At 67.5% G+C, this 19,944-nt stretch carries 17 protein-coding genes and 1 pseudogene; 13 read left to right on the plus strand and 5 right to left on the minus strand.

Annotated elements, in window-relative coordinates:
* The first annotated feature begins 19 nt into the window (after positions 1 to 19).
* From mnmG to CHB74_RS12850, 4 genes are read left to right on the plus strand one after another with little or no spacing between them, the layout of a single operon-like run.
* Positions 20 to 1,879, plus strand: coding sequence for a tRNA uridine-5-carboxymethylaminomethyl(34) synthesis enzyme MnmG (mnmG, locus tag CHB74_RS12835; RefSeq protein WP_089220017.1), 1,860 nt, complete (start codon positions 20 to 22; stop codon positions 1,877 to 1,879).
* Complete coding sequence (rsmG, locus tag CHB74_RS12840) at positions 1,876 to 2,514, plus strand: 16S rRNA (guanine(527)-N(7))-methyltransferase RsmG (protein WP_089220018.1); 639 nt, start codon at positions 1,876 to 1,878, stop codon at positions 2,512 to 2,514. The genes mnmG and rsmG overlap by 4 nt, the downstream gene beginning before the upstream one ends.
* Positions 2,511 to 3,305, plus strand: a complete 795-nt coding sequence (locus CHB74_RS12845) for a ParA family protein (RefSeq protein WP_089220019.1) — start codon at positions 2,511 to 2,513, stop codon at positions 3,303 to 3,305. The genes rsmG and CHB74_RS12845 overlap by 4 nt, the downstream gene beginning before the upstream one ends.
* Positions 3,302 to 4,198 carry a ParB/RepB/Spo0J family partition protein gene (locus tag CHB74_RS12850; RefSeq protein ID WP_089220020.1) on the plus strand — a complete coding sequence of 299 codons (897 nt, stop codon included), beginning with the start codon at positions 3,302 to 3,304 and terminating at the stop codon, positions 4,196 to 4,198. The genes CHB74_RS12845 and CHB74_RS12850 overlap by 4 nt, the downstream gene beginning before the upstream one ends.
* A 24-nt stretch (positions 4,199 to 4,222) precedes the next feature.
* Here CHB74_RS12850 and holA read toward each other — a convergent pair whose 3' ends face one another.
* From holA to CHB74_RS12870, 4 genes are read right to left on the minus strand one after another with little or no spacing between them, the layout of a single operon-like run.
* On the minus strand, positions 4,223 to 5,251 hold the full coding sequence (gene holA / locus CHB74_RS12855) for a DNA polymerase III subunit delta (protein WP_089220021.1): 1,029 nt from the start codon (positions 5,249 to 5,251) through the stop codon (positions 4,223 to 4,225).
* Complete coding sequence (gene lptE, locus CHB74_RS12860; RefSeq protein WP_089220022.1) at positions 5,248 to 5,751, minus strand: LPS assembly lipoprotein LptE; 504 nt, start codon at positions 5,749 to 5,751, stop codon at positions 5,248 to 5,250. The genes holA and lptE overlap by 4 nt, the downstream gene beginning before the upstream one ends.
* Entirely contained in the window at positions 5,748 to 8,267 is a 2,520-nt protein-coding gene (gene leuS, locus CHB74_RS12865; RefSeq protein WP_089220023.1) for a leucine--tRNA ligase, read from the minus strand. Before leuS ends, lptE begins: the two co-directional genes overlap by 4 nt.
* Before the next feature lie 11 nt (positions 8,268 to 8,278).
* A complete protein-coding gene (locus CHB74_RS12870; protein WP_089220024.1) occupies positions 8,279 to 8,725 on the minus strand; it encodes a DUF3576 domain-containing protein in 447 nt (148 codons plus the stop codon).
* A 407-nt stretch (positions 8,726 to 9,132) separates the two neighbouring features.
* On the opposite strand from CHB74_RS12870, the gene CHB74_RS12875 reads away from it, so the two are divergent.
* Positions 9,133 to 9,723: a hypothetical protein gene (locus CHB74_RS12875; protein ID WP_342746596.1), complete on the plus strand. Its 591-nt coding sequence runs from the start codon at positions 9,133 to 9,135 to the stop codon at positions 9,721 to 9,723.
* Here CHB74_RS12875 and CHB74_RS12880 read toward each other — a convergent pair.
* The gene (locus CHB74_RS12880; RefSeq protein WP_245842890.1) at positions 9,713 to 10,231 is read right to left on the minus strand and encodes a thiamine phosphate synthase; all 519 of its coding nucleotides are present in this window, start codon (positions 10,229 to 10,231) and stop codon (positions 9,713 to 9,715) included. The genes CHB74_RS12875 and CHB74_RS12880 overlap by 11 nt on opposite strands.
* Positions 10,232 to 10,289: 58 nt before the next feature.
* Here CHB74_RS12880 and CHB74_RS12885 point away from each other — a divergent pair, with 58 nt between their 5' ends.
* The 8 genes and pseudogenes from CHB74_RS12885 to CHB74_RS21630 all read left to right on the plus strand — a co-directional run.
* A complete protein-coding gene (locus CHB74_RS12885) occupies positions 10,290 to 10,979 on the plus strand; it encodes a YggS family pyridoxal phosphate-dependent enzyme (RefSeq protein ID WP_089220026.1) in 690 nt (229 codons plus the stop codon).
* Positions 10,936 to 11,508 carry an RNA polymerase sigma factor gene (locus tag CHB74_RS12890; protein WP_179220829.1) on the plus strand — a complete coding sequence of 191 codons (573 nt, stop codon included), beginning with the start codon at positions 10,936 to 10,938 and terminating at the stop codon, positions 11,506 to 11,508. Before CHB74_RS12885 ends, CHB74_RS12890 begins: the two co-directional genes overlap by 44 nt.
* 48 nt (positions 11,509 to 11,556) lie before the next feature.
* Positions 11,557 to 12,522 (plus strand): FecR family protein, encoded by a 966-nt coding sequence (locus tag CHB74_RS12895; RefSeq protein ID WP_089220044.1) that lies wholly within the window; start codon positions 11,557 to 11,559, stop codon positions 12,520 to 12,522.
* Positions 12,495 to 14,954 (plus strand): TonB-dependent receptor, encoded by a 2,460-nt coding sequence (locus CHB74_RS12900; RefSeq protein WP_089220027.1) that lies wholly within the window; start codon positions 12,495 to 12,497, stop codon positions 14,952 to 14,954. The genes CHB74_RS12895 and CHB74_RS12900 overlap by 28 nt, the downstream gene beginning before the upstream one ends.
* A gap of 196 nt (positions 14,955 to 15,150) precedes the next feature.
* Positions 15,151 to 18,372: an autotransporter outer membrane beta-barrel domain-containing protein gene (locus tag CHB74_RS12905; RefSeq protein WP_089220028.1), complete on the plus strand. Its 3,222-nt coding sequence runs from the start codon at positions 15,151 to 15,153 to the stop codon at positions 18,370 to 18,372.
* Between the two features lie 122 nt (positions 18,373 to 18,494).
* On the plus strand, positions 18,495 to 19,064 hold the full coding sequence (ssb, locus tag CHB74_RS12910) for a single-stranded DNA-binding protein (protein WP_089220029.1): 570 nt from the start codon (positions 18,495 to 18,497) through the stop codon (positions 19,062 to 19,064).
* 217 nt (positions 19,065 to 19,281) lie between these two features.
* Positions 19,282 to 19,755 carry a hypothetical protein gene (locus CHB74_RS12915; protein WP_089220030.1) on the plus strand — a complete coding sequence of 158 codons (474 nt, stop codon included), beginning with the start codon at positions 19,282 to 19,284 and terminating at the stop codon, positions 19,753 to 19,755.
* Between the two features lie 79 nt (positions 19,756 to 19,834).
* Positions 19,835 to 19,944 (plus strand): annotated as a pseudogene (locus CHB74_RS21630) (IS5/IS1182 family transposase); the annotation flags it as partial.

A 19,944-nucleotide genomic window follows, 5' to 3' on the forward strand; every position in this document is an offset into this window, starting at 1 on the left:
CGTCGCATAGCGCGGGCCTATGCCTGACAGCTTCGACATCATCGTCGTCGGCGGCGGCCATGCCGGCACCGAGGCGGCGGCGGCAGCCGCGCGCATGGGCGCGCGCACCGCGCTCGTGTCGATGCGCCGCGACATGATCGGCGCGATGTCCTGCAATCCCGCGATCGGCGGATTGGGCAAGGGCCATCTCGTCCGTGAAGTCGATGCCTGCGATGGATTGATCGGCCGCGCGGCGGACCATGCCGCGATCCATTATCGCATGCTCAACGCCAGCAAGGGCGCAGCCGTGCAGGGCCCGCGCGTGCAGGCCGATCGGCGCCGCTATCGCGATGCGATTCATGCGCTCCTCGCTGAACTGCCGACGTTGACCATCGTCGAGGGCGAGGCCGCCGCGCTTCTTTTCGACGTGAAGGATGCGCGCAAGGTCACCGGCCTGACGCTGGCCGACGGTCGCGCGCTCGCGGCCGGCGCCGTTGTCCTCGCCACCGGCACCTTCCTCAATGCGCGGCTCCATTTCGGCATGCGCAACATTGCGGGGGGGCGCGTAGGGGAAGCGGCTTCGGTGCCGTTGGCCGAGCAACTGCGTGCGCTTGATCTACCGATCGCGCGCCTCAAGACCGGCACGCCGCCGCGTCTCGATGGCCGCACTATCGACTGGGCTGCGCTCGAACGCCAGGAATCGGATGTCGATCCGTGGACGATGTCGCCGCTCGGCGCAGGCAGGGTAACGCCGCAGCTCTTCTGCGCGATCAGCCGCACCACGCCCGAAACCCACGCGATCATTCGCAACGGGCTCGATCGTTCGCCGCTCTATGCGGGCGTGATCGAAGGGCAGGGCCCGCGTTACTGTCCGTCGATCGAGGACAAGGTGGTGCGTTTCGGCGATCGCGACGGTCACCAGATCTTCCTCGAACCCGAAGGGCTCGATACCCATCTCGTTTATCCCAACGGCATTTCCACGTCGTTGCCCGAGGATGTGCAGGACGCGCTCGTCCGCAGCATTCCCGGGCTGGCGCGAGCCGTCATCGTCCAGCCGGGCTATGCGGTGGAATATGATCATGTCGATCCGCGCGCGCTCGATTCACGTCTTGCGGTGCGGGGCGTTACCGGCCTGTTCCTCGCCGGGCAGATCAACGGCACGACGGGTTACGAGGAAGCGGCGGCGCAGGGGCTGGTCGCGGGCATGTCGGCGGCCGCCGAAGTTGCCGGCCATGCGCCGATGCGCTTCGCTCGCACCGAAAGCTATATCGGGGTGATGGTCGACGATCTGGTCCTGCACGGCGTTACCGAGCCCTATCGCATGCTCACCGCCCGTGCCGAATATCGCCTGCGCCTGCGTGCGGACAACGCGCCCGCGCGGCTGACCGGCGCCGCCATCGCTGCCGGCATCGTCGGCCCCGAACGCCGGGCATGGTTCGCCGCGCGCGAAGCGGAACGCGCCCGTCTCGCCGAAGCGACGGCGGACCGCGTGTCGGCGGATCGCATGGCCGATGCCGGGGCGGATGTGTCGCGCGACGGCAGCGTGCGCCCGCTGGTCGAATGGCTGCGCTTCCCCGGCGTCGGCCGCGACGCGCTGCTCACGCTTGCCCCGGGACTGGCCGACATTCCCGCCGATATTCTCGATGAGTTTCGTACCGACGCGCATTATGCGCCCTATCTGGCGCGGCAGGAGGACGAGATCCGCCGGTTGCGCGCCGACGAGGCGGTCGGCGTTCCTGTCGATCTCGATTACCAAGGCATTGCCGGCCTCTCCAACGAGATGGTGGAGCGATTGAGCCGGGCCCGCCCGGAAACGATCGGCGCGGCGTCGCGGGTCCGGGGCATCACCCCGGCGGCGCTCGCTGCCATTCTCGTCCATGTCCGGCGTCGCGCGGCATGAGCGAGGCCGAAGCACGGGCCTGGCTCGCCGATCATTTCGATGTTTCACGTGAAACATGGGAGCGGCTGGAGGCGCTGGTCGCGGCGGTCGTCGAGGAGAATGCCCGCCAGAATCTCGTCGCGGCGTCGACCATTCCCGATATCTGGCAGCGCCATATCGTCGATTCGGCGCAGCTCCTGCTCTACGCCAAGGGGGCGTGGATGGACCTCGGATCGGGGCCGGGCTTTCCCGGTCTCGTCGTCGCCGCACTTACCGATCAGCCGATGACGCTGGTCGAGTCCCGGCGCAAGCGGGTCGAGTTTCTCGAGGGGGCCGTCGCGCGTATGGGGCTGGCCGATCGCGTGTCGGTCGAAGGCCGGCGACTTGAGCTTGTCGCCACGCGGCCCTTCGCGGTGATCAGCGCGCGCGCCTTCGCGCCGCTCGATAAATTGCTCGCGCTGGCCCACCGCTTTTCGACGGCGGAGACGCAATGGGTGCTTCCCAAGGGACGAAGCGCGCAGGACGAACTGGATCAGGTGCGACGGACGTGGCAGGGTGTGTTCCGGATCGAACCGAGCGTGACCGATCCAGCGGCGGGGGTGATCGTCGCCACCGATGTCAGGCCGAGAAACATCAAGCCAGGGAAAGCGCGATGATCCGGATTGCGATCGCGAATCAGAAGGGCGGGGTGGGCAAGACGACCACCGCGATCAACATGGCGACGGCGCTCGCCGCCACGGGTTCGCGCGTGCTGCTGATCGATCTCGATCCGCAGGGCAATGCGTCGACCGGCCTTGGTGTCGATCAGGCGGCGCGTGTCCGTTCTTCCTATGAATTGCTCACCGGCGATGCCACGGTTGAGGAAGCGGTGATCGCGACGCGCGTTCCGCGTCTCGATCTGATCGCCGCGACGGTCGATCTTTCGGGGGCGGAGATCGAACTGATCGATGTCGATAACCGCACCCACCGGCTCGATATGGCGCTGGCGGAGGCCGCCGATGGCCGTTGGGATATCTGCCTGATCGATTGTCCGCCGTCGCTCGGCTTGCTCACGGTCAACGCGCTGGTCGCCGCCCAGTCGCTGCTGGTGCCGCTGCAGTGCGAGTTCTTCGCGCTCGAAGGGCTCAGCCAGCTGCTCACCACCATCGAACGCGTGCGCGCGCGCTTCAATCCCGATCTCAGCATCCTGGGCATCGCGCTCACCATGTATGATCGCCGCAACCGGCTGTCCGAGCAGGTGTCGCAGGATGTCCGCGCGACGCTCGGGCCGGTCGTTTTCCAGACGGTGATCCCGCGCAACGTCCGTCTGTCCGAAGCACCCAGCCATGGGGTTCCCGCCTTGATCTACGATTATCGCTGCGCCGGATCGGAAGCCTATATGGCGCTGGCCCGCGAACTTATCGCCCGCCTGCCCAAGCTCGCGCCGGCCAAGGTGGCTGCGGCATGAGTGAGGAATCCGCGATCCGTCGCCGTCCTTCCGGCCTCGGCCGGGGCCTGTCCGCCTTGTTGGGCGAGGTGGCCCGCGAACAGCCGGTGGCAGCGGAAGGCGAGGCGCGGACGCCAGGCGTTCAGATCGTCACCGTCGCGGCGATCCGTCCGCATCCCGGCCAGCCGCGCCGCCATTTCAACGAGGAAGCGCTGGAGGAACTGGCGCAGTCGATCCGCACGCGGGGCGTGATCCAGCCGATCGTCGTCCGTCCCCATGGTACCGGCTATCAGATCGTCGCCGGCGAACGCCGCTGGCGGGCGGCGCAGCGCGCCCAGCTCCACGAAGTCCCGGTCATCATCCGTGATTTCAGCGAGGCGGAAACGCTTGAAGTCGCGCTCATCGAAAATATTCAGCGCGAGGATCTCAATGCGATCGAAGAGGCCGAGGCCTATAGCCGGCTGATCCGCGATTATGGCCATACGCAGGAAGCGCTCGGCCGCCTGGTCGCCAAGTCGCGCAGCCACGTCGCCAATCTGCTTCGCCTGCTCGATCTGCCGGCGCCGGTGCGCGGCATGGTTGCTGATGGCGCGCTGTCGATGGGGCATGCGCGCGCGCTGATTACGGCGGCCGACCCCGAGACGTTGGCGCGCGAAGTCGTCGAGCGGGGGCTTTCGGTGCGCGAAACCGAAGGACTCGCCCGCAAGGCGCGTGCGGCAACCGGCAAGGCGCCGTCGGTGGAATTTAAGAGCGGCGATTCGGATATTGCCGCGCTCGAACGGCAGCTTGGCGACATGCTCGGCCTCAAGGTGGCGATCCAGCACAAGGGGCAGGGCGGTACGGTGACGATCGCTTATTCGTCGCTCGATCAGCTCGACATGATCTGCCAGCGGCTGAGCGGCGAGCCGATCTGATCGCTTAAATTGTGCCGTGGCCGCTCAGCGCATGCGTTGGGCGGCGCGGGCGAGTGCCAGGATCTCCGCTTCGACCGCGATCCCGCCGGCCCCGCCCGATCGCATCGCCTGCCGGCCCGCCTCGGCCATGCGGGCGAGCGCGGTGGCGAGCCCCTCGGGGCTCCAGCGGCTGAGCAGCCGGGCCACCTTGTCCTTCTCCTTCCAGAACACCGCGCGGCCCGCAGGCCCCGCCATCACTGCGTCGATCGACTGGCCTTCGGCCACTTCGGCGCGCAGCTGCGCCAGCAGCAGCAATTGCCGCTGGAAGGCGCGGACGATGGGGATGGCATCGGTGCCGATGCCGAGCAGGCGGCTCAGTTCGGCGTCCGCGGCCGCCATGTCGCCCGCCAGCGTGGTATCGACCAGCCGGGAAAGATCGCCTTCCTCGGCATCGGCGCCCAACGCGTCAAGCGCGTCATCATCCAATTCACGTGGGCGATCCGGCGCCGCATCGAGGAAGGTGGCGAACTTGATGATTTCCTGTTCCAGTACGGCGCGGTCATTGCCCGCGGCGGCGGCCAGCCGGCGGGCGATATCCGGCCGCAATTGCAGGCCATGATCGCGGCCAAGCGCAACAGCGACGCGATCGGCATCGCGGCCTTCGGGTACATAACTGGCAAAGGCCATCGCCGTGTCGGCGGCGGTAGCGAGCTTGAGGAGCTTGGAATCCTTGCGCAGCGCGCCGGCCACGGCCACCACCGGGTTACCTGCCTGCGGTAGCGCCAGCAACGCATCGACGGCATCGAGAATCTCGTCGCCGGCGGGGTCGATCACCACATAACGCGGCCCGCCGAACAGCGCGATCGCGGCGGCTTCGTCGGCCAGCAGCGCGGGATCGCCCTTCAGCGTGCCGCCGGCAAGTTCCACCTTCTCGGCATCGGCGCCCAGCGCCTTGGCGATGCGCTTGGCCAGCGCGCGCGACGCGGATTCATCGGGGCCGTGGAGCAGGTAGAAACGGATCGCCGGATCGGCGCGGTCGAGCGCCTGTTCCACCTGCCTTTGGTTGGCCTTCATTGCTCCGCTTGGGTGCGCTTGGCGTACAGCGCGAGGCGGGTGACGATCTGGTCGGCGATCTGCTGGGCGAGATTTTCGAGCGCGGTCTGTTCGGCCGCGATCGTCGCATATTCGGAACTGACCACATCGATGCCGGCGTCCGATCCGGCGGTCGCGTCGAGCACGACGGTCGCACCATCGACCAGCCGGTAACGCGCGCGCAGCGTACGGCGTTCGCGCGTCACCGCATTGTCGCGGCGCACGCCGAAGCCGGTCAGCTGGTCATCAAGCTCGATTTCCAGCCGATAGCGCTTCTCGCCCGATCCCCCGGCGGCCATCCGGTCGCTGACCGCGTTGCGGACCAGCCAGCCGGCCTGTCCGGGGATCGGTGCCACCTCGATCTGGCTCAGCGATTGCGCCACGCTGCCCTTGCCACCATCGGCATAAAGCGGGCGCAGGCCACAGCCGGACAAAGCGGCGGCAGCCAGCAGCAGGCCGGCGAGGGGCGCGTGACGGATCATGCGACGAGGTTCACCAGCCGATCGGGGACGACGATCACCTTCTTGGGCGTCTTGCCCTCGAGCAGGCGGATCACCTTGTCCGATCCCAGCGCCAACGCTTCCAGCGTCGGCTTGTCGGTGCCCTTGGGCGCAGTCAGCGTGTCGCGCAGCTTGCCGTTGATCTGGATCGCGATCGTGACCTCGTCGTCGACCAGCAAAGCAGGATCGACCGCCGGCCACGCGGCGTCGGCGACCAGACCGTCCTCGCCCAGCATCGCCCACGCCTCTTCGGCGAGATGCGGCACCATCGGCGCGACAAGGCGGACGACGGTGCGCACCGCCATGTTGCGCGATGCGGACGGCTTGGCCTTCTCGATCGCGTTGGCGAGTTCGTAGAGCTTGGCGACGGCCTTGTTGAACGACAGCGCCTCCACATCCTCGGCCACGCCGGCGACGGTGCGGTGAAGCTTGCGATCGAGTTCCTTGTCCTCGCCCTCGGCGGCGGCGACGCTGCCCACCAGACGCCACAGGCGCTGGACGAAGCGCCAGGCGCCCTCGATGCCGTTTTCGCTCCATTCGAGGTCGCGTTCGGGCGGGCTGTCCGACAGCATGAACCAGCGCACCGCGTCCGCGCCATATTGATCGACGATGGGCCCCGGATCGACGACATTCTTCTTGGACTTGGACATCTTCTCGACGCGGCCGAGCGTCACCGCCTCGCCCGTGTCGACGATCGTCAAGGCGCCGTCCTTATTCGCGATTTCCTCCGGGCTGAGCCAGCGGCCATCGGGTGCCTTATAGGTTTCGTGCGTCACCATGCCCTGCGTGAACAGGCCGGTGAAGGGTTCGGCCACGTCGATCTTGCCGATCCGCTTCAACGCGCGCGTCCAGAAGCGCGAATAGAGCAGGTGGAGGATCGCATGTTCGACCCCGCCGATATATTGCCCCACTGGCAGCCATTGTTCGGCCACGACGCGGTCGAACGGCTGGTCCTTGGGCGCGCTGGCGAAGCGGATGAAATACCAGCTGGAATCGACGAAGGTGTCGAGCGTGTCGGTCTCGCGCCGGGCGGGCTTGCCGCAGCTCGGGCAATCGACATGCTTCCACGTCGGATGGCGATCGAGCGGATTGCCGGGAATGTCGAACGACACGTCCTCGGGCAGCACCACCGGCAGCTGCGCCTTGGGCACGCTCACCGGGCCGCAGGCCTCGCAATGGATGATCGGGATCGGCGTGCCCCAGTAACGCTGGCGCGAAACGCCCCAGTCGCGCAGGCGCCACACCGTTGTGCCGGTGCCCCAGCCTTCGCTTTCGGCCCGCGCGATCACGGCGGCCTTGGCTTCCTCGACCGCCATGCCGTCCAGGAAGCGCGAATTCACCAGCTTGCCGGGGCCGGTATAGGCTTCGTCGTGGATCGCGACGCCGGCTTCCTCGGGGGAGGGGGCCACGACGCGTTGGACCGGCAGCGCATATTTACGCGCGAAATCCAGATCGCGCTGGTCATGCGCTGGGCAGCCGAACACCGCGCCGGTGCCATAATCCATCAGCACGAAATTGGCGACGAACAGCGGCAGCTTCCAGCTCGGATCGAGCGGGTGGACCACCGACAGGCCGGTATCATAGCCCTTCTTCTCGGCCGTCTCGATCTCGGCGGCGGCGGTGCCGGTGCGGCGGCAATCCTCGGCAAAGGCGGCGAGTTCCGCATTTCCGGCGGCCAGCGCCAGCGCGATCGGATGATCGACCGAGATCGCCGCGAAGCTCGCGCCGAACATCGTGTCGGGCCGCGTCGTGAACACGTCGAAGCTCGCATGGCCGGCGGCGGCGTCGTCGAGCTGGAAGGTGAAACGCAGGCCCTGGCTCTTGCCGATCCAGTTTTCCTGCATCAGCCGCACCTTTTCGGGCCACTGATCGAGCGTGGTCAGCCCGTCCAGCAGCTCGTCGGCGAAGTCGGTGATCTTCAGGAACCACTGGCTCAGCTTGCGCCGTTCGACCAGCGCGCCCGAACGCCAGCCGCGCCCGTCGATCACCTGCTCGTTGGCGAGCACGGTCATGTCGACCGGATCCCAGTTGACCGCCGATTCCTTGCGATAGACGAGGCCGGCGGCATAAAGGTCGAGGAACAGCGCCTGTTCCTGGCCATAATAATCGGGTTCGCAGGTGGCGAGTTCGCGGCTCCAGTCGAGCGCGAAGCCCAGCCGCTTCAGCTGCGCCTTCATCGCCGCGATATTGTCGCGGGTCCAGCTGCCGGGGTGGACCTTCTTTTCCATCGCGGCATTTTCGGCCGGCATGCCGAAGGCGTCCCAGCCCATCGGGTGCAGCACCTCATGCCCGGTCATCCGCCGGAACCGCGCCAGCACGTCGCCCATCGTATAGTTGCGGACATGGCCCATGTGGATGCGCCCCGAAGGATAGGGGAACATCTCGAGCACATAGCTTTTCGGCTTGGGGCTGTTGTCATCCGCGCGGAAGGTCGCGCGCTCGTCCCATACCGCCTGCCAGCGTTTGTCCGCGGCCTGCGGGTTGAACCGCGTCGTCATGGATGCGCTCCTCAGCCGGCGACGGACGCGCGGCGCAGGTCGCGCGCTTTGGTGAGGATGATTTCTTCCAGCTTCTGCACGGTCGCGGCCTGCACCGGCGCGTCGACCCACTGGCCGTTCTGCAGCACCTGGCGCGACGCCGCGACACGCAGGGCATCGGCGCGCAGATCCTGATCGAGGATCGTCACCGTCACCTTCATCCGGTCGGTGGCGAGCGCGGGGTTGACGTACCAGTCGGTCACCAGCACGCCGCCGTTCGAATCCGCCTGCGCCATCGGCATGAAGGACAAGGTGTCGAGCGCGGCGCGCCACAGATACGCGTTGACGCCGATCGAGGTCACGCGCGACGCGGCGAGGTCCGTCTGGGGCCGCTCCTTGCCTCCGCCGCAGGCGGAAAGCGCCACCAGCGCCGTCAGCGCGGTGGTCAGGGCAAGCTTGGAAACGGGCGAGCGGGCCATGCAAGAGTCCTTGAAGGATACGATTATCGCCGGCCGTTATAGATGCTCTCCGCCGCCTCGCAAGCGCGCAAGCAGGCGGGCGATCGGCTCGTCGCGCGCGCGCCATGTTGCGTCGGATTGCGCGGCCGAACCGATTGCGTTGCGTTGGCCTCGGCGGCAGCTTCGGAAGCTGGCGTGGGTGGGATTGTGGAATTAGTGCAACAGGCCGTGCGGATTCGCCGACGAACGGTGGAACCGTGATGCCTGTTCATGTTAGGCGAAGATTGCAGGGAGAGAATGCACCTATGATCGTGAGTCGCAAAGCTGCTGGATGGGCGGGGGGCGCAATTGCGGCCAGCGCCCTCGCGCTTGCGCCCGCGATTTCCGCGTCGGTCAAGCCAGCGAAACAGCGGGCACCGGCGATTTCGTTGAGCGCGCCGGGTAGCCTCGGCTCGTTCACGCCGGCCGCGGCGAATCCGAAGCTCGCGGCCGCTTTCAACAGCGCCGGCCTGTCGGGCGGCGGCAACGCCTTCCGTTTCACGCCGGCCTCGTCGGCGACGAATCGGCGCGGCGTCACCGTCGCGGTCCGTGCCCGCGCGGCGACGAAGGAAGAAGCGCAGCGCACCGCCGCTCCGCCGTCGACCAGCATCGCGCCGACCGCATATAATCTTGGCGTCGCGGTGGGCTGGAAGCGTTTCGCGCTCACCGGCGAAGTGGCACGCGTCGATGGCGGGTTGCTGCCCGGCCGCGAAAGCTTCGATGTCGGCGTCAGCTATAATGCGCCGAAGTGGAGCACCAAGTTCCAGCTCGGTTCCGATCGCCCGACCGACGTCCAGACCCGCCTGATCGGCGCGGAAGAGGCGGTTTCGGCCGATCTCAGCGGCTCTTACGCGCTGACCCGCAATCTCGCGGTCACCGGCGGCGTGCGCTATCGCCTCCAGCGCGATCGCCTGATGCCGTCCGAGGATGAGCGGCGCGACAGCCAGGCCGTCTATATCGGCACCGCCTTCAAGTTCTGATTGCCTTCCGACGCGGCGTGAGCCCGTCGATCGCCGCCCAGCCCATCGCCCCGAATCGCCTGCTGCGTCCGGCATTGCGCGCGTTCATCCCGCCCAGCGCGATCACCGGCAGGCGGGCCTTTTGCGCGAGAAGGCCGAATCGCACCGGCCCCAGCGGCCGGGCGCCGGGGTGGGATCGCGTGGCGAACACTGGCGACACGAATACCGCATGCTTGCCCGTCGCTCTTGCCAGTTCGCGGGCGTTGTGCGCCGGTGCGGTGCGCAGCAGCGGGCGGGGGCTGTGACGATGGGGGGAGGGGCCGTGCGCGCCATTGGCCTTCCACCGAATCGCCAGTGCCGGCGGGCCGGCCAGCACCAGCACCAGCCGCCGCGCGCGCGCGATCCGGCGCACGCGTTCAAAGATGGCGCGCCGATCGGGCACGCCATAATGGCGGAACACCACGCCTGATCCACGTGGAACATCGGCCAATATGTCCCACAGGGTCTCACCCATGCGCGGGTCGGTCATCACCCAGAGGCGCGGGCAAGGCTGGCGGTGGATCATCGGCATCCCTATAGCAGCGCCCATGGTTCCACACGAAGACCCTGTCGCCGCAGACGATCTCCCGCCGCTCGAATCGGTGCGCGCCCGCATCGCGCGCACTGCCCGCATTGCCGGGCGCAAGCCCGCCGCTATCGAGCTGATCGCCATTTCCAAGACCCAGCCGGCCGAAGCGATCGCCCCGCTGATCGAAGCCGGGCACAGAAGCTTCGGCGAAAATCGCGTCCAGGAAGCGCAGGCCAAATGGCCCGCCCTCAAGGCTGCGACGCCCGGGCTCCGTCTCCATCATGTCGGTCAACTCCAGTCGAACAAGGCGGAGGATGCAGTGCGCCTGTTCGATGTGATTCACGGGGTCGATCGCCCGTCGCTGGTGACGGCGCTTGCCACGGCGATGGATCGCACCGGCCACCGGCCGGATTGCTTCATCCAGGTCAATATCGGCGAAGAGGCGCAGAAGGGCGGTTGCGCGATCGGCGATCTGCCCACGCTGCTCGATACCGCCCGCGCCGCCGGCCTGCCGGTGATCGGGCTGATGGCGGTGCCGCCGGCCGATACCGAAGCCGCCCCCTATTTCGCGCTGCTGGCCAAGCTGGCGCGCGATCATGGTCTTGCCGGGCTCAGCATGGGCATGTCGGGCGATTTCGAAACGGCGGTGATGCTCGGCGCGACGCATGTCCGTGTCGGCACCGCCCTGTTCGGCGCCCGGGCGGGCTGAACGCGGGATCGCCGTGACGACCAGCGGCCTTGAAGCGGTCTTTTTCGAGAACCGCGATCGGCTGCTGCGCTTTCTCGCCGCGCATGGCGCGGGGGAGGCCGCGGAAGATGTTCTGCAGGAACTCTGGATGCGGGTTTCGGCCGCGCCGGCCGGGCCGGTCGGCCAGCCGCTCGCTTATCTCTATCGCGCCGCCAATAATCTGATGGTCGATCGCCATCGCGCTCTGCGCACCAGCGAACGGCGCGATCGGGATTGGAGCGACGCGGCGGGCGCGACGGTGCCGGGCGTGTCCGACGCCCCTGGCGGCGAACGCGTGTTGATCGCGCGCGAACGGCTGCGTCATGCCGATGCGGCGCTTGCCGCACTTGGGCCGCGCGCGGAAGCCGTGTTCCGCCGCCATCGGCTGGACGGGATTCCCCAGCGCGAGATCGCCGCCGAACTGGGTGTCAGCCTGTCGACGGTGGAAAGCGACCTGCGCCGCGCCTATCGCGCGATGATCGAACTGAAAGGCCGGCTCGATGCGGAATGAACCTGCACTGAGGCTGGCGGCCGACGACTCCGTCAAGGAGGCGTGGCAATGATGGATGACATGCAGATCCGCGATGCGGCGATCGACTGGCTGGTCCGCCAGCGCGATCCCGCGTTCGACGAATGGGAAGCCTTTGGCGACTGGCTCGCCGAAGATCCCACGCGTGCCGCCATCTATCAGGAACTGGCCGCGCTCGATGCGGATATCGGTGACTGGTTCGCCGTTGCGCCGTCGCCCGTTTCAGCGCCCGATCCTGTGTCCGGCACCGTCCGCATCGCGCCTTCTTCGCTGTCGCGCCGCCGCTTTGGCGGCTGGCTGGGTGGGGCGGTCGCGGCGTCTTTGGTTGCGATGACGGGCTATGCGGTGCTCCAGTCGCGGCCCGATCCCTACAGCATTGAAACCGCGGCGGGCGAACGGCGCAGCGTCCGCCTCGCCGATGGCAGCAGCATCGATCTCAACGGCGCGACCCGGCTCATTCTCGATCGCCGCGATGCCCGCGTCGCAACGCTCGATCGCGGCGAAGCCCTGTTCACCGTCGTCCATGACGATGATCGCCCCTTCATTGTCCACGCCGCTGGCGCCGAATTGCGCGATGTCGGCACGATCTTCAACGTCGTCCGCGATGGCGGGCGCCTGTCGGTCGCCGTGGCCGAGGGCGAGGTGATCTACAATCCCGGCGCCGAAAATGTCTCGCTGCCCGCCGGCCGCACCCTGATGGTGCGCGATGGCGATGCCGTCGTCAGGCGCCGTGCGGCGGATCCGGCCGCGATGGTGGCGTGGCGCCAGAACCGGCTGGTCTATGATGGCGCGCCGATCGGCGATGTTGCGGCCGATCTGCATCGCAATCTCGGGCTCGCGATCACGGCGGCGCCCGATGTTGCCGCGCGGCCCTTCCGTGGCGCGATTGCGCTTGAGCGCAATGACGATCGCTTCCTTGCCCGCCTTGGCCCCTTGCTTGACGTTACCGTCGAACGTGGCCAGCAGGGATGGGTGTTGACCGCCAGAGACAAGTGATCCGCTTCCCCTTCCTGCTTGCGGTGCCATCGGCGCTGGCGCTTGCGTCGCCGGTCGTGGCCGCGTCGGCGGCGCAGATCGATCTGCCGGCGGGGCGGCTGGGGGACGCGGTGGCTCTGCTCGCCACCCAGGCGCGGATCAGCGTCAGCGTGCCCGATGCCGGGCTATGGGCGCGGCCGGTGCCGGTGATACGCGGCCGGATGAGCGGGCGCGAGGCCGTTACCCGGCTCGCCCGCGCGGCTGGCGGCAAGGCGGAGGCGCTGGCCGGCGGCGGCTGGCGGATCACGCCGGCCCGTCGTGCGCGCCGCGCGCAGCCCGTCACCCCGGCGGTGCTGACCACGATCGCGGCGGTCGAACCCGCAGGCACCGATATCATCGTCACCGCCAGCAAGCGCGATATTCGGCTGGGCGATTATCCTGCCACGGTCAGCGTGCTCGACGGGCGCGATCTTGCACTGGGCGGCACCGGAGGCACCGATGCGATTCTCGCCCGGCAGGCCAATCTCTCCTCCACCCATCTCGGGGCAGGGCGGAACAAGCTGTTCATCCGGGGCATTGCCGATTCCAGCTTCACCGGCCCGACTCAGGCGACGGTGGGGCAATATTTCGGCGACGTGCGGCTCAGCTACAATGCGCCCGATCCCGATCTCAAGCTCTACGATATCGCCTCGGTCGAGGTGATCGAAGGGCCCAATGGCACGCTTTACGGCGCGGGATCGCTTGGCGGCATCGTCCGCGTCGTGCGCAACGCGCCCCGGCCCGGCAGGGTCGAAGCCAGCGCCTCGGCGGGCGTCAGCGCCACCCAGCACGGCGAGCCCGGCGGCGATCTCGGGGCGATGGTCAACCTGCCGGTCGCCGGTGATGCCGCCACGCTGCGTATCGTCGGCTATGGCGTCAGCGAAGGCGGCTATATCGACAATCCCGCCCGCGACGAAAATGACGTCAACCGCACCGACACATACGGCGCGCGGGCGACGCTCAGGCTCCTTCCCGGCGATGGCTGGACGGTCGATCTTGGCGGCACCTTCCAGAAGATTCACGGCGCCGACAGCCAATATGCCGATCGCGATGGGCCGCGCCTCACCCGGTCGACGCTGGTCGACCAGGGTTTTGACGGGCGTTACGCGCTCGCCGATCTCGTTATCGTCAAGGATTGGGATGATCTGCGGCTCGTCTCGTCGACGGGGCTCGCCAGCCAGAAGCTCGACGAACGTTATGATGCGACCGTGCCCGAAGGGATGGCCGATGCCCCGCCCGATGCTTCGGGCGATGGGGCGCGGCAATGGCCGCTGCTCGCGCAGGCTGCACCCCTGGCGCCGCAGCCGCTGGTCTTCGCCCAGAATAACGATACGCGCTTCTTTTCCAGCGAAACCCGGCTGTCGCGGCCGATGCGCGATGGCTTCGGCTGGGTCATGGGAATCAGCTTTCTCGACAATCGCGCGCGGCTGACCCGCTCCTTGGGGCCCGTTGGCGTGCCGACGCCACTGACCGGCGTCACCAACCGGATCCGCGAATATACCGGCTATGGCGAAGCGAGCATCGAATTGCGCCATGGCCTGCTCGTTACCGCCGGCGCGCGGCTCACCCATTCGCGGCTGTCGGGCGAGGGCGAGGATGTGGCCGTCGACGTCGCCTTCGATCGTGCGGTGCGGGGCAGCCGCAGTGAAACCAATGTGCTGCCGTCGCTCGCGGTGTCGGCCAACGTCCTGCCGGATTTCATCCTGTTCGCCCGCTACCAGCAGGGCTTTCGCCCCGGCGGCCTTGCCGTGGAAGGCGATTTCGTCCGCCAGTTCCGCCGCGATCAGATCGCCTCATGGGAAGCGGGCGCGCGTTATGGCGCGCCGGGCTGGGGCGGCTTCCAGCTTGCCGCCACCTTCTCGGTCACCCAGTGGGACGATATTCAGGCCGATTTCATCGACAGCGCCGGCCTGCCGACCACCGCCAATATCGGCGATGGCCGCATCTATTCGCTTGCGGCCAGTGCCGGCCTGCGCCCGTTGCCGGGCCTCTCGGTGGAGGCGGCCTTCGTCTATAATGACAGCAAGGTGAGCGATCCGGTGCCGGTGTTCCAGCTCGCCCGCCTGTCGCAATTGCCCAATGTCGCGCAATTCTCGGCGCGCGGCAGTGTCGATTATCAGACCTTCATCAGCGATGCGCTCGATCTCCGGCTCAGCGCCAATCTGCGTTATGTCGGCAGTTCGCGGCTCGGCGTCGGGCCGGTGCTGGGCGAAGCGCAGGGCGATTATCTCGATACCGCGCTCACCGCGCGCATCGGCCGGCCCGATTTCGGCGTCAGCTTCACCGTCACCAATCTTGCCGATGCGGTTGGCAACCGCTTCGCGCTCGGCACGCCGTTCCTGATGAATCGCATCGATCAGATCACGCCGCTGCGCCCGCGCACCGTGCGGCTCGGGTTCGACGCCCGCTTCTGACCGGGCGTTTGAATATTCGCGTCCCGCGAATTTGACGCCGCACATCCGGTTTCACCGGATTTCCAGACCAAATTTGCGACAGGCGGCCAAGGCTGCGCGGCGGCGGCATCGTCTTAGGCGATGACGGTCGGTCTCGTGTGTCCCCCCAAAACGTCGCGCGAAGGCCGGCCGCACCGCAAAAGGGAAATGATTTTCGATGCGTAGCCTGCTCGCCACGACCTGCCTGACGCCGCTCGTCCTCCTCGCCACGCCGCTCCACGCCGAAACCGTCATTGGCGACAAGCGCACCAGCGCCGTCGCCACCTCGACGATCAAAAGCGGCGCGGCCGACGACATCAAGATTTCGAGCGCCGGGTCGATCGAGCCGGCGACGGCCGGCGCCGCCGTCACCGTCGACAGCGCGAACAAGGTCACCAACGAAGGTTCGATCAAGTTCAGCAACGCGAACAACGCGACCGGTATTCTCGTCAATGCCGGCCTCGCGACGACGATCACCAACAGCGGCACGATCGTCATCGATGAAACCTACGAGCCGACCGACACCGACAAGGACGGCGATATCGATGGTCCGTTCGCCCAGGGCAGCAACCGCTTCGCGATCCGCACCGCCGGCGCGATGACCGGCAACGTCGCGCATAGCGGCACGATCAAGATCGAAGGCAATGATTCGGGCGGCATCCTGCTCGGCGGGCCGCTCACCGGCGCGCTCAGCACCGCCGGCACGATCGATGTCGTCGGCGATCGCGGTTTCGGCGTCCGCACCAGCGATGTCAGCGGCAATGTCACGCTGACGGGCGCGATTGCGGTGCGCGGCAAGGATTCGGTGGGCGTCGCGATCGATGGCGATGTCGGCGGCAAGCTGACGGTGCAGGGTTCGATCACCGCGACGGGCTATCGCAGCCTTTCCGCGTCCGATCAGTCGAAGCTCGATGCCGATGATCTGCTACAGGGCGGCCCGGCGCTCCGCATCGCCGGCAATGTCGCTGGCGGCGTCATCTTCGAAGTCCCGCCCAAGGACACCAACGCCGACGACAAGGACGAGGACAAGGACGGCATCGAGGATGCGAAGGAAGGCACCGCCACCATCACGTCTTATGGCTCTGCGGCGGCGGTCGAGATCGGTTCGGCGACCGACGATGTCGTGATCGGCGCGCTTGCCGGCAACGCCAATGGCCATGGCCTCGTCATCAATGGCTCGATCGCGGGTGACGGCGTGTTCACCGGCGTATCGTCCAACGGCCTCGTCATCGGCGGCCAGGGCCGCACGGTCGCCATTGCCGGCGGCCTCACCGTCGGCGGCGCGGTGACCGCCGTCGCCAACGGTGCCGGCGGGTCGGCCACCGCGATGCGTATCGGCAGCGGCGCCAGCGTCAACGAAATCCGCAACAGCGGCGGGGTCGGCGCGAAGTCGGGCACCGGCGCCACCTCGCAGGCGACCGCGATCCGCATCGATGCCGGCGCCAATGTCGGCGCCATCCGCAACAGCGGCGAAATCCGCGCGACCGCCACTGCCGACGGCGCGGCGACCGCGATTTCGGACAAGGCCGGCACCGTCACGCTGATCGAAAACAGCGCGATCATCGTCGCCTCGGGCGCCACCGCCACCTCCGACCGCAATGTCGCGATCGACGTTGCGGCCAACACCAGCGGCGTGACCGTCAAGCAGACTGCCGTGGCCGAGGGCAAGGCCGCGCCGACCATCCAGGGCGATATCCGCTTCGGCGCCGGTGGCGATACGCTCGACATCGCCGATGGCAGCGTTGCGGGCAATACCAGCTTCGGCGAAGGCGCGAACCGGCTCCAGCTTTCGGGCGATGCCGCTTATGGCGGCAAGGCGAGCTTCGGCGCGGGCAACGACGTCATGACGCTCACCGGCACCTCCTCGTTCAGCGGCACGGCTGATTTCGGTGGCGGCGCCGACAGCCTGACAATCAGCGGCACGGCGCGCTTTGCCGGCACGCTGGCCGGTGCGCAGGGACTGGCGGTCAACGTCGCGGGCGGCTCGCTCGATCTCGGCAACAGCGGCGCGGTGGCGATCGGCTCGCTCACCGTGGGCGATGCCGGCACGATCCGCGTCAATATCGACGGCAAGACCGACACCAGCACGCTCTATCAGGTGGCGGGCGAAGCGAACTTCGCCGCCGGCTCCAAGGTCAATATCCGGCTCGCCAATGTCGCGGATTCGGAAGGCACCTACACCTTCCTCCAGGCCGGCACGCTCACGGGTGGCGGCAATCTCGCCACGGCGGAAGCCTCGCTGCCCTTCCTGTTCAAGAGCAGCGTGGTCGCCGGCACCAACCCCAACGAGCTGGCGATCAACATCCAGCGCAAATCGGCCACCGAACTGGGCCTCAACGCCTCGCAGGCGGCCGCTTATGACGCCGTGTTCGCGGTGCTCGACAAGGACACCAAGGTCGCCGGCGCCTTCCTCGACATCGCCAGTGGCGATCGCTTCCGCAAGCAGTTGCGCCAGATGCTGCCCGATCATGCCGGTGGCACGTTCGAGGCGGTGACTTCGGGTTCACGCGCCAGCGCGCGCATGTTCGCCGATCCGCGCGCGCCTGTCGCCGATATGGGCGAATGGGGCTTCTGGCTTCAGCAGGTCGCCTGGGGCACGTCGAAGAGCATCGACGACACCGCCGGCTACGATATTTCGGGCTGGGGTGCCGGTGGCGGCGCCGAGATCAAGACCGAGGCAGCCGGCAATTTCGGCCTGTCGCTCGCTTATCTCTACGGCAAGGATGCCGATGGCGGCACCGACAACGAGGTTTCGTCCAACCAGTTCGAACTGGCCGGCTATTGGCGGGCCGATTTCGGCGCGCTCCACACCTTCGCGCGCGCCTCGGGCGCCTACATCAACTTCAAGGGCCAGCGGAACTTCGCCGGCGTCGTCGGATCGGAAGAAGTCTCCCGGCAGGCGCGCGGCAAGTGGGATGGCACGCTGTTCTCGGCCGCCGGCGGCGCATCCTATGAAATGCAGTTCGGCCGCATCAGCGTCCGTCCGGCCGCTTCGGTCGATTATTATCGCCTGCATGAAAAGGGCTATTCGGAAACCGGCGGCGGCGATGCGTTCAACCTGATCGTGTCCAGCCGCACCAGCGATGAATTCGCCGCCAACGGCACGATCGCCGTCGGCCTCAATTTCGGTGGCAAGGATAGCGAAGGCGGCTGGTTCCGCACCGAAATCGAAGGCGGCCGTCGCCAGCTCATCGGCGGCGCGCTCGGCACCACCACGGCGCGCTTTGCAGGTGGCGAGGAATTCACCCTCACGCCGGAAGATCGCACCAATGGCTGGGTGGGCCGCCTGCGCCTGCTCGGCGGCAATTCGGGCTTCACCGCCGGCGGCGAATTCTCCGCCGAAGAACAGCAGGGCCACGCCGCGATCGCGTTCCGCGCGTCGCTCAATATCGGCTTCTGATCCCGGCCCCCCGGGGAATCCCGTCCGCGTGTTGCGTATCGCGGACGGGAATTTATCCGGGGCGGATTGCAGCGCCGCCCGCAGATGCTAGATGGTTTCCCTGATTTCGGGAGACGACCAATATGGCAGGCAGCGTGAACAAGGTGATCATCGTCGGCAATCTGGGCCGCGATCCCGAATCGCGCAGCTTCCAGAATGGCGGCAAGGTCGTGAACCTGCGCATCGCCACGTCCGAAAGCTGGAAGGACCGGGCGACCGGCGAACGCCGTGAAAAGACCGAATGGCATTCGGTCGCGATCTTCAACGAAGGCCTCGCCCGCACCGCCGAACAATATCTGCGCAAGGGCAGCAAGGTCTACATCGAAGGCCAGCTGCAGACCCGCAAGTGGCAGGACCAGTCCGGCCAGGACCGTTATTCCACCGAAATCGTGCTGCAGGGCTTCAACGCCCAGCTCGTCATGCTCGACGGCCGTGGCGAAGGCGGCGGTGGCGGCATGGGTGGCGGTGGCCGTGGCGGTGCATCCGGCGGCGGCTGGGGCGATGACGATCCCGGCTTCGGCTCCACCGGCATGGGCGGCGGCGGCGGCGGTTTCGGCGGCGGCAGCCGTGGCGGCTCGGGCGGCGGCTCGGGTGGCGGTGCACGGCCCTCCAACCCGTTCGACAGCGATCTCGACGACGACGTGCCTTTCTGATCGAATCGCGGCGACGGCATTGCGGCGTAATCGGCGGCCGTCCCATCCGGGGCGGCCGTTTTCATGTCCGTCGTGGCGATTGACGGCTTCATCGCGGATCCTGCGCGGCCGTCGAACGATCGGGTCTCTCCGCCTCGCCGGCGTCGGCGGGCGGGCCTGGTGGGGGCAGGGGGCGGCATCGCCTGCGGGCGTCCGTTTCCAGGAAGAGGCTGTCCCCATGTTGTTCCATGCGTCGATCGAGGCCGATCATCCCCGCCACACCGCCACCGTCATTGCCGAGCTGTGGCGCGGCAAGGCGCTGCCCTTTCCGCCGGTCGGCGTCGAATCCTGGGTCGCCTTCGCCGATGATGATCGCGGAACGATCATCGAGGTCTATCCGCGCGGCACCGCGATGCACGAGGCCGAAGGCGGGGTGATCGGCCTCGCCGCCGAAGCGCGCCGCCACAATGCCACCCACCTCGCCATCGCGTCGCCGCTGTCGATCGACGCCGTGCTCGCCATCGGCGCGCGCGAAGGCTGGCCGGCGGCGGTCTGCTCGCGCGAGGGCAAGTTCCGCGTGATCGAATTGTGGATCGACGGCTGCCAGTTGATCGAGGTGCTGACCGCCGAGATGCAGCGCGAATATCTCGATTTCGTCACGGTCGAAAATTGGGAGAGCATGCTGGCGGAAGCCCCGCAGATGGCCGCCTGATCGCTCTAGGCTGTAGTGACATTTTAGGGATTCACGTTGGACTGGATTTCTGATTCAACGCTGACTTTTGGAGGTTGGCGTGGAAGGGGAAGTGCTGCGGGACGATCAGTGGGAGCGATTGCGAGAGTTTGTTCCGGGCGGCCGCAAGGGTAAGCGCGGCCCGCGCAGTGATGGCAGACTGTTTCTCGA

This window comes from Edaphosphingomonas laterariae, assembly GCF_900188165.1.
Classification (GTDB): Bacteria; Pseudomonadota; Alphaproteobacteria; order Sphingomonadales; family Sphingomonadaceae; genus Sphingomonas_E; species Sphingomonas_E laterariae.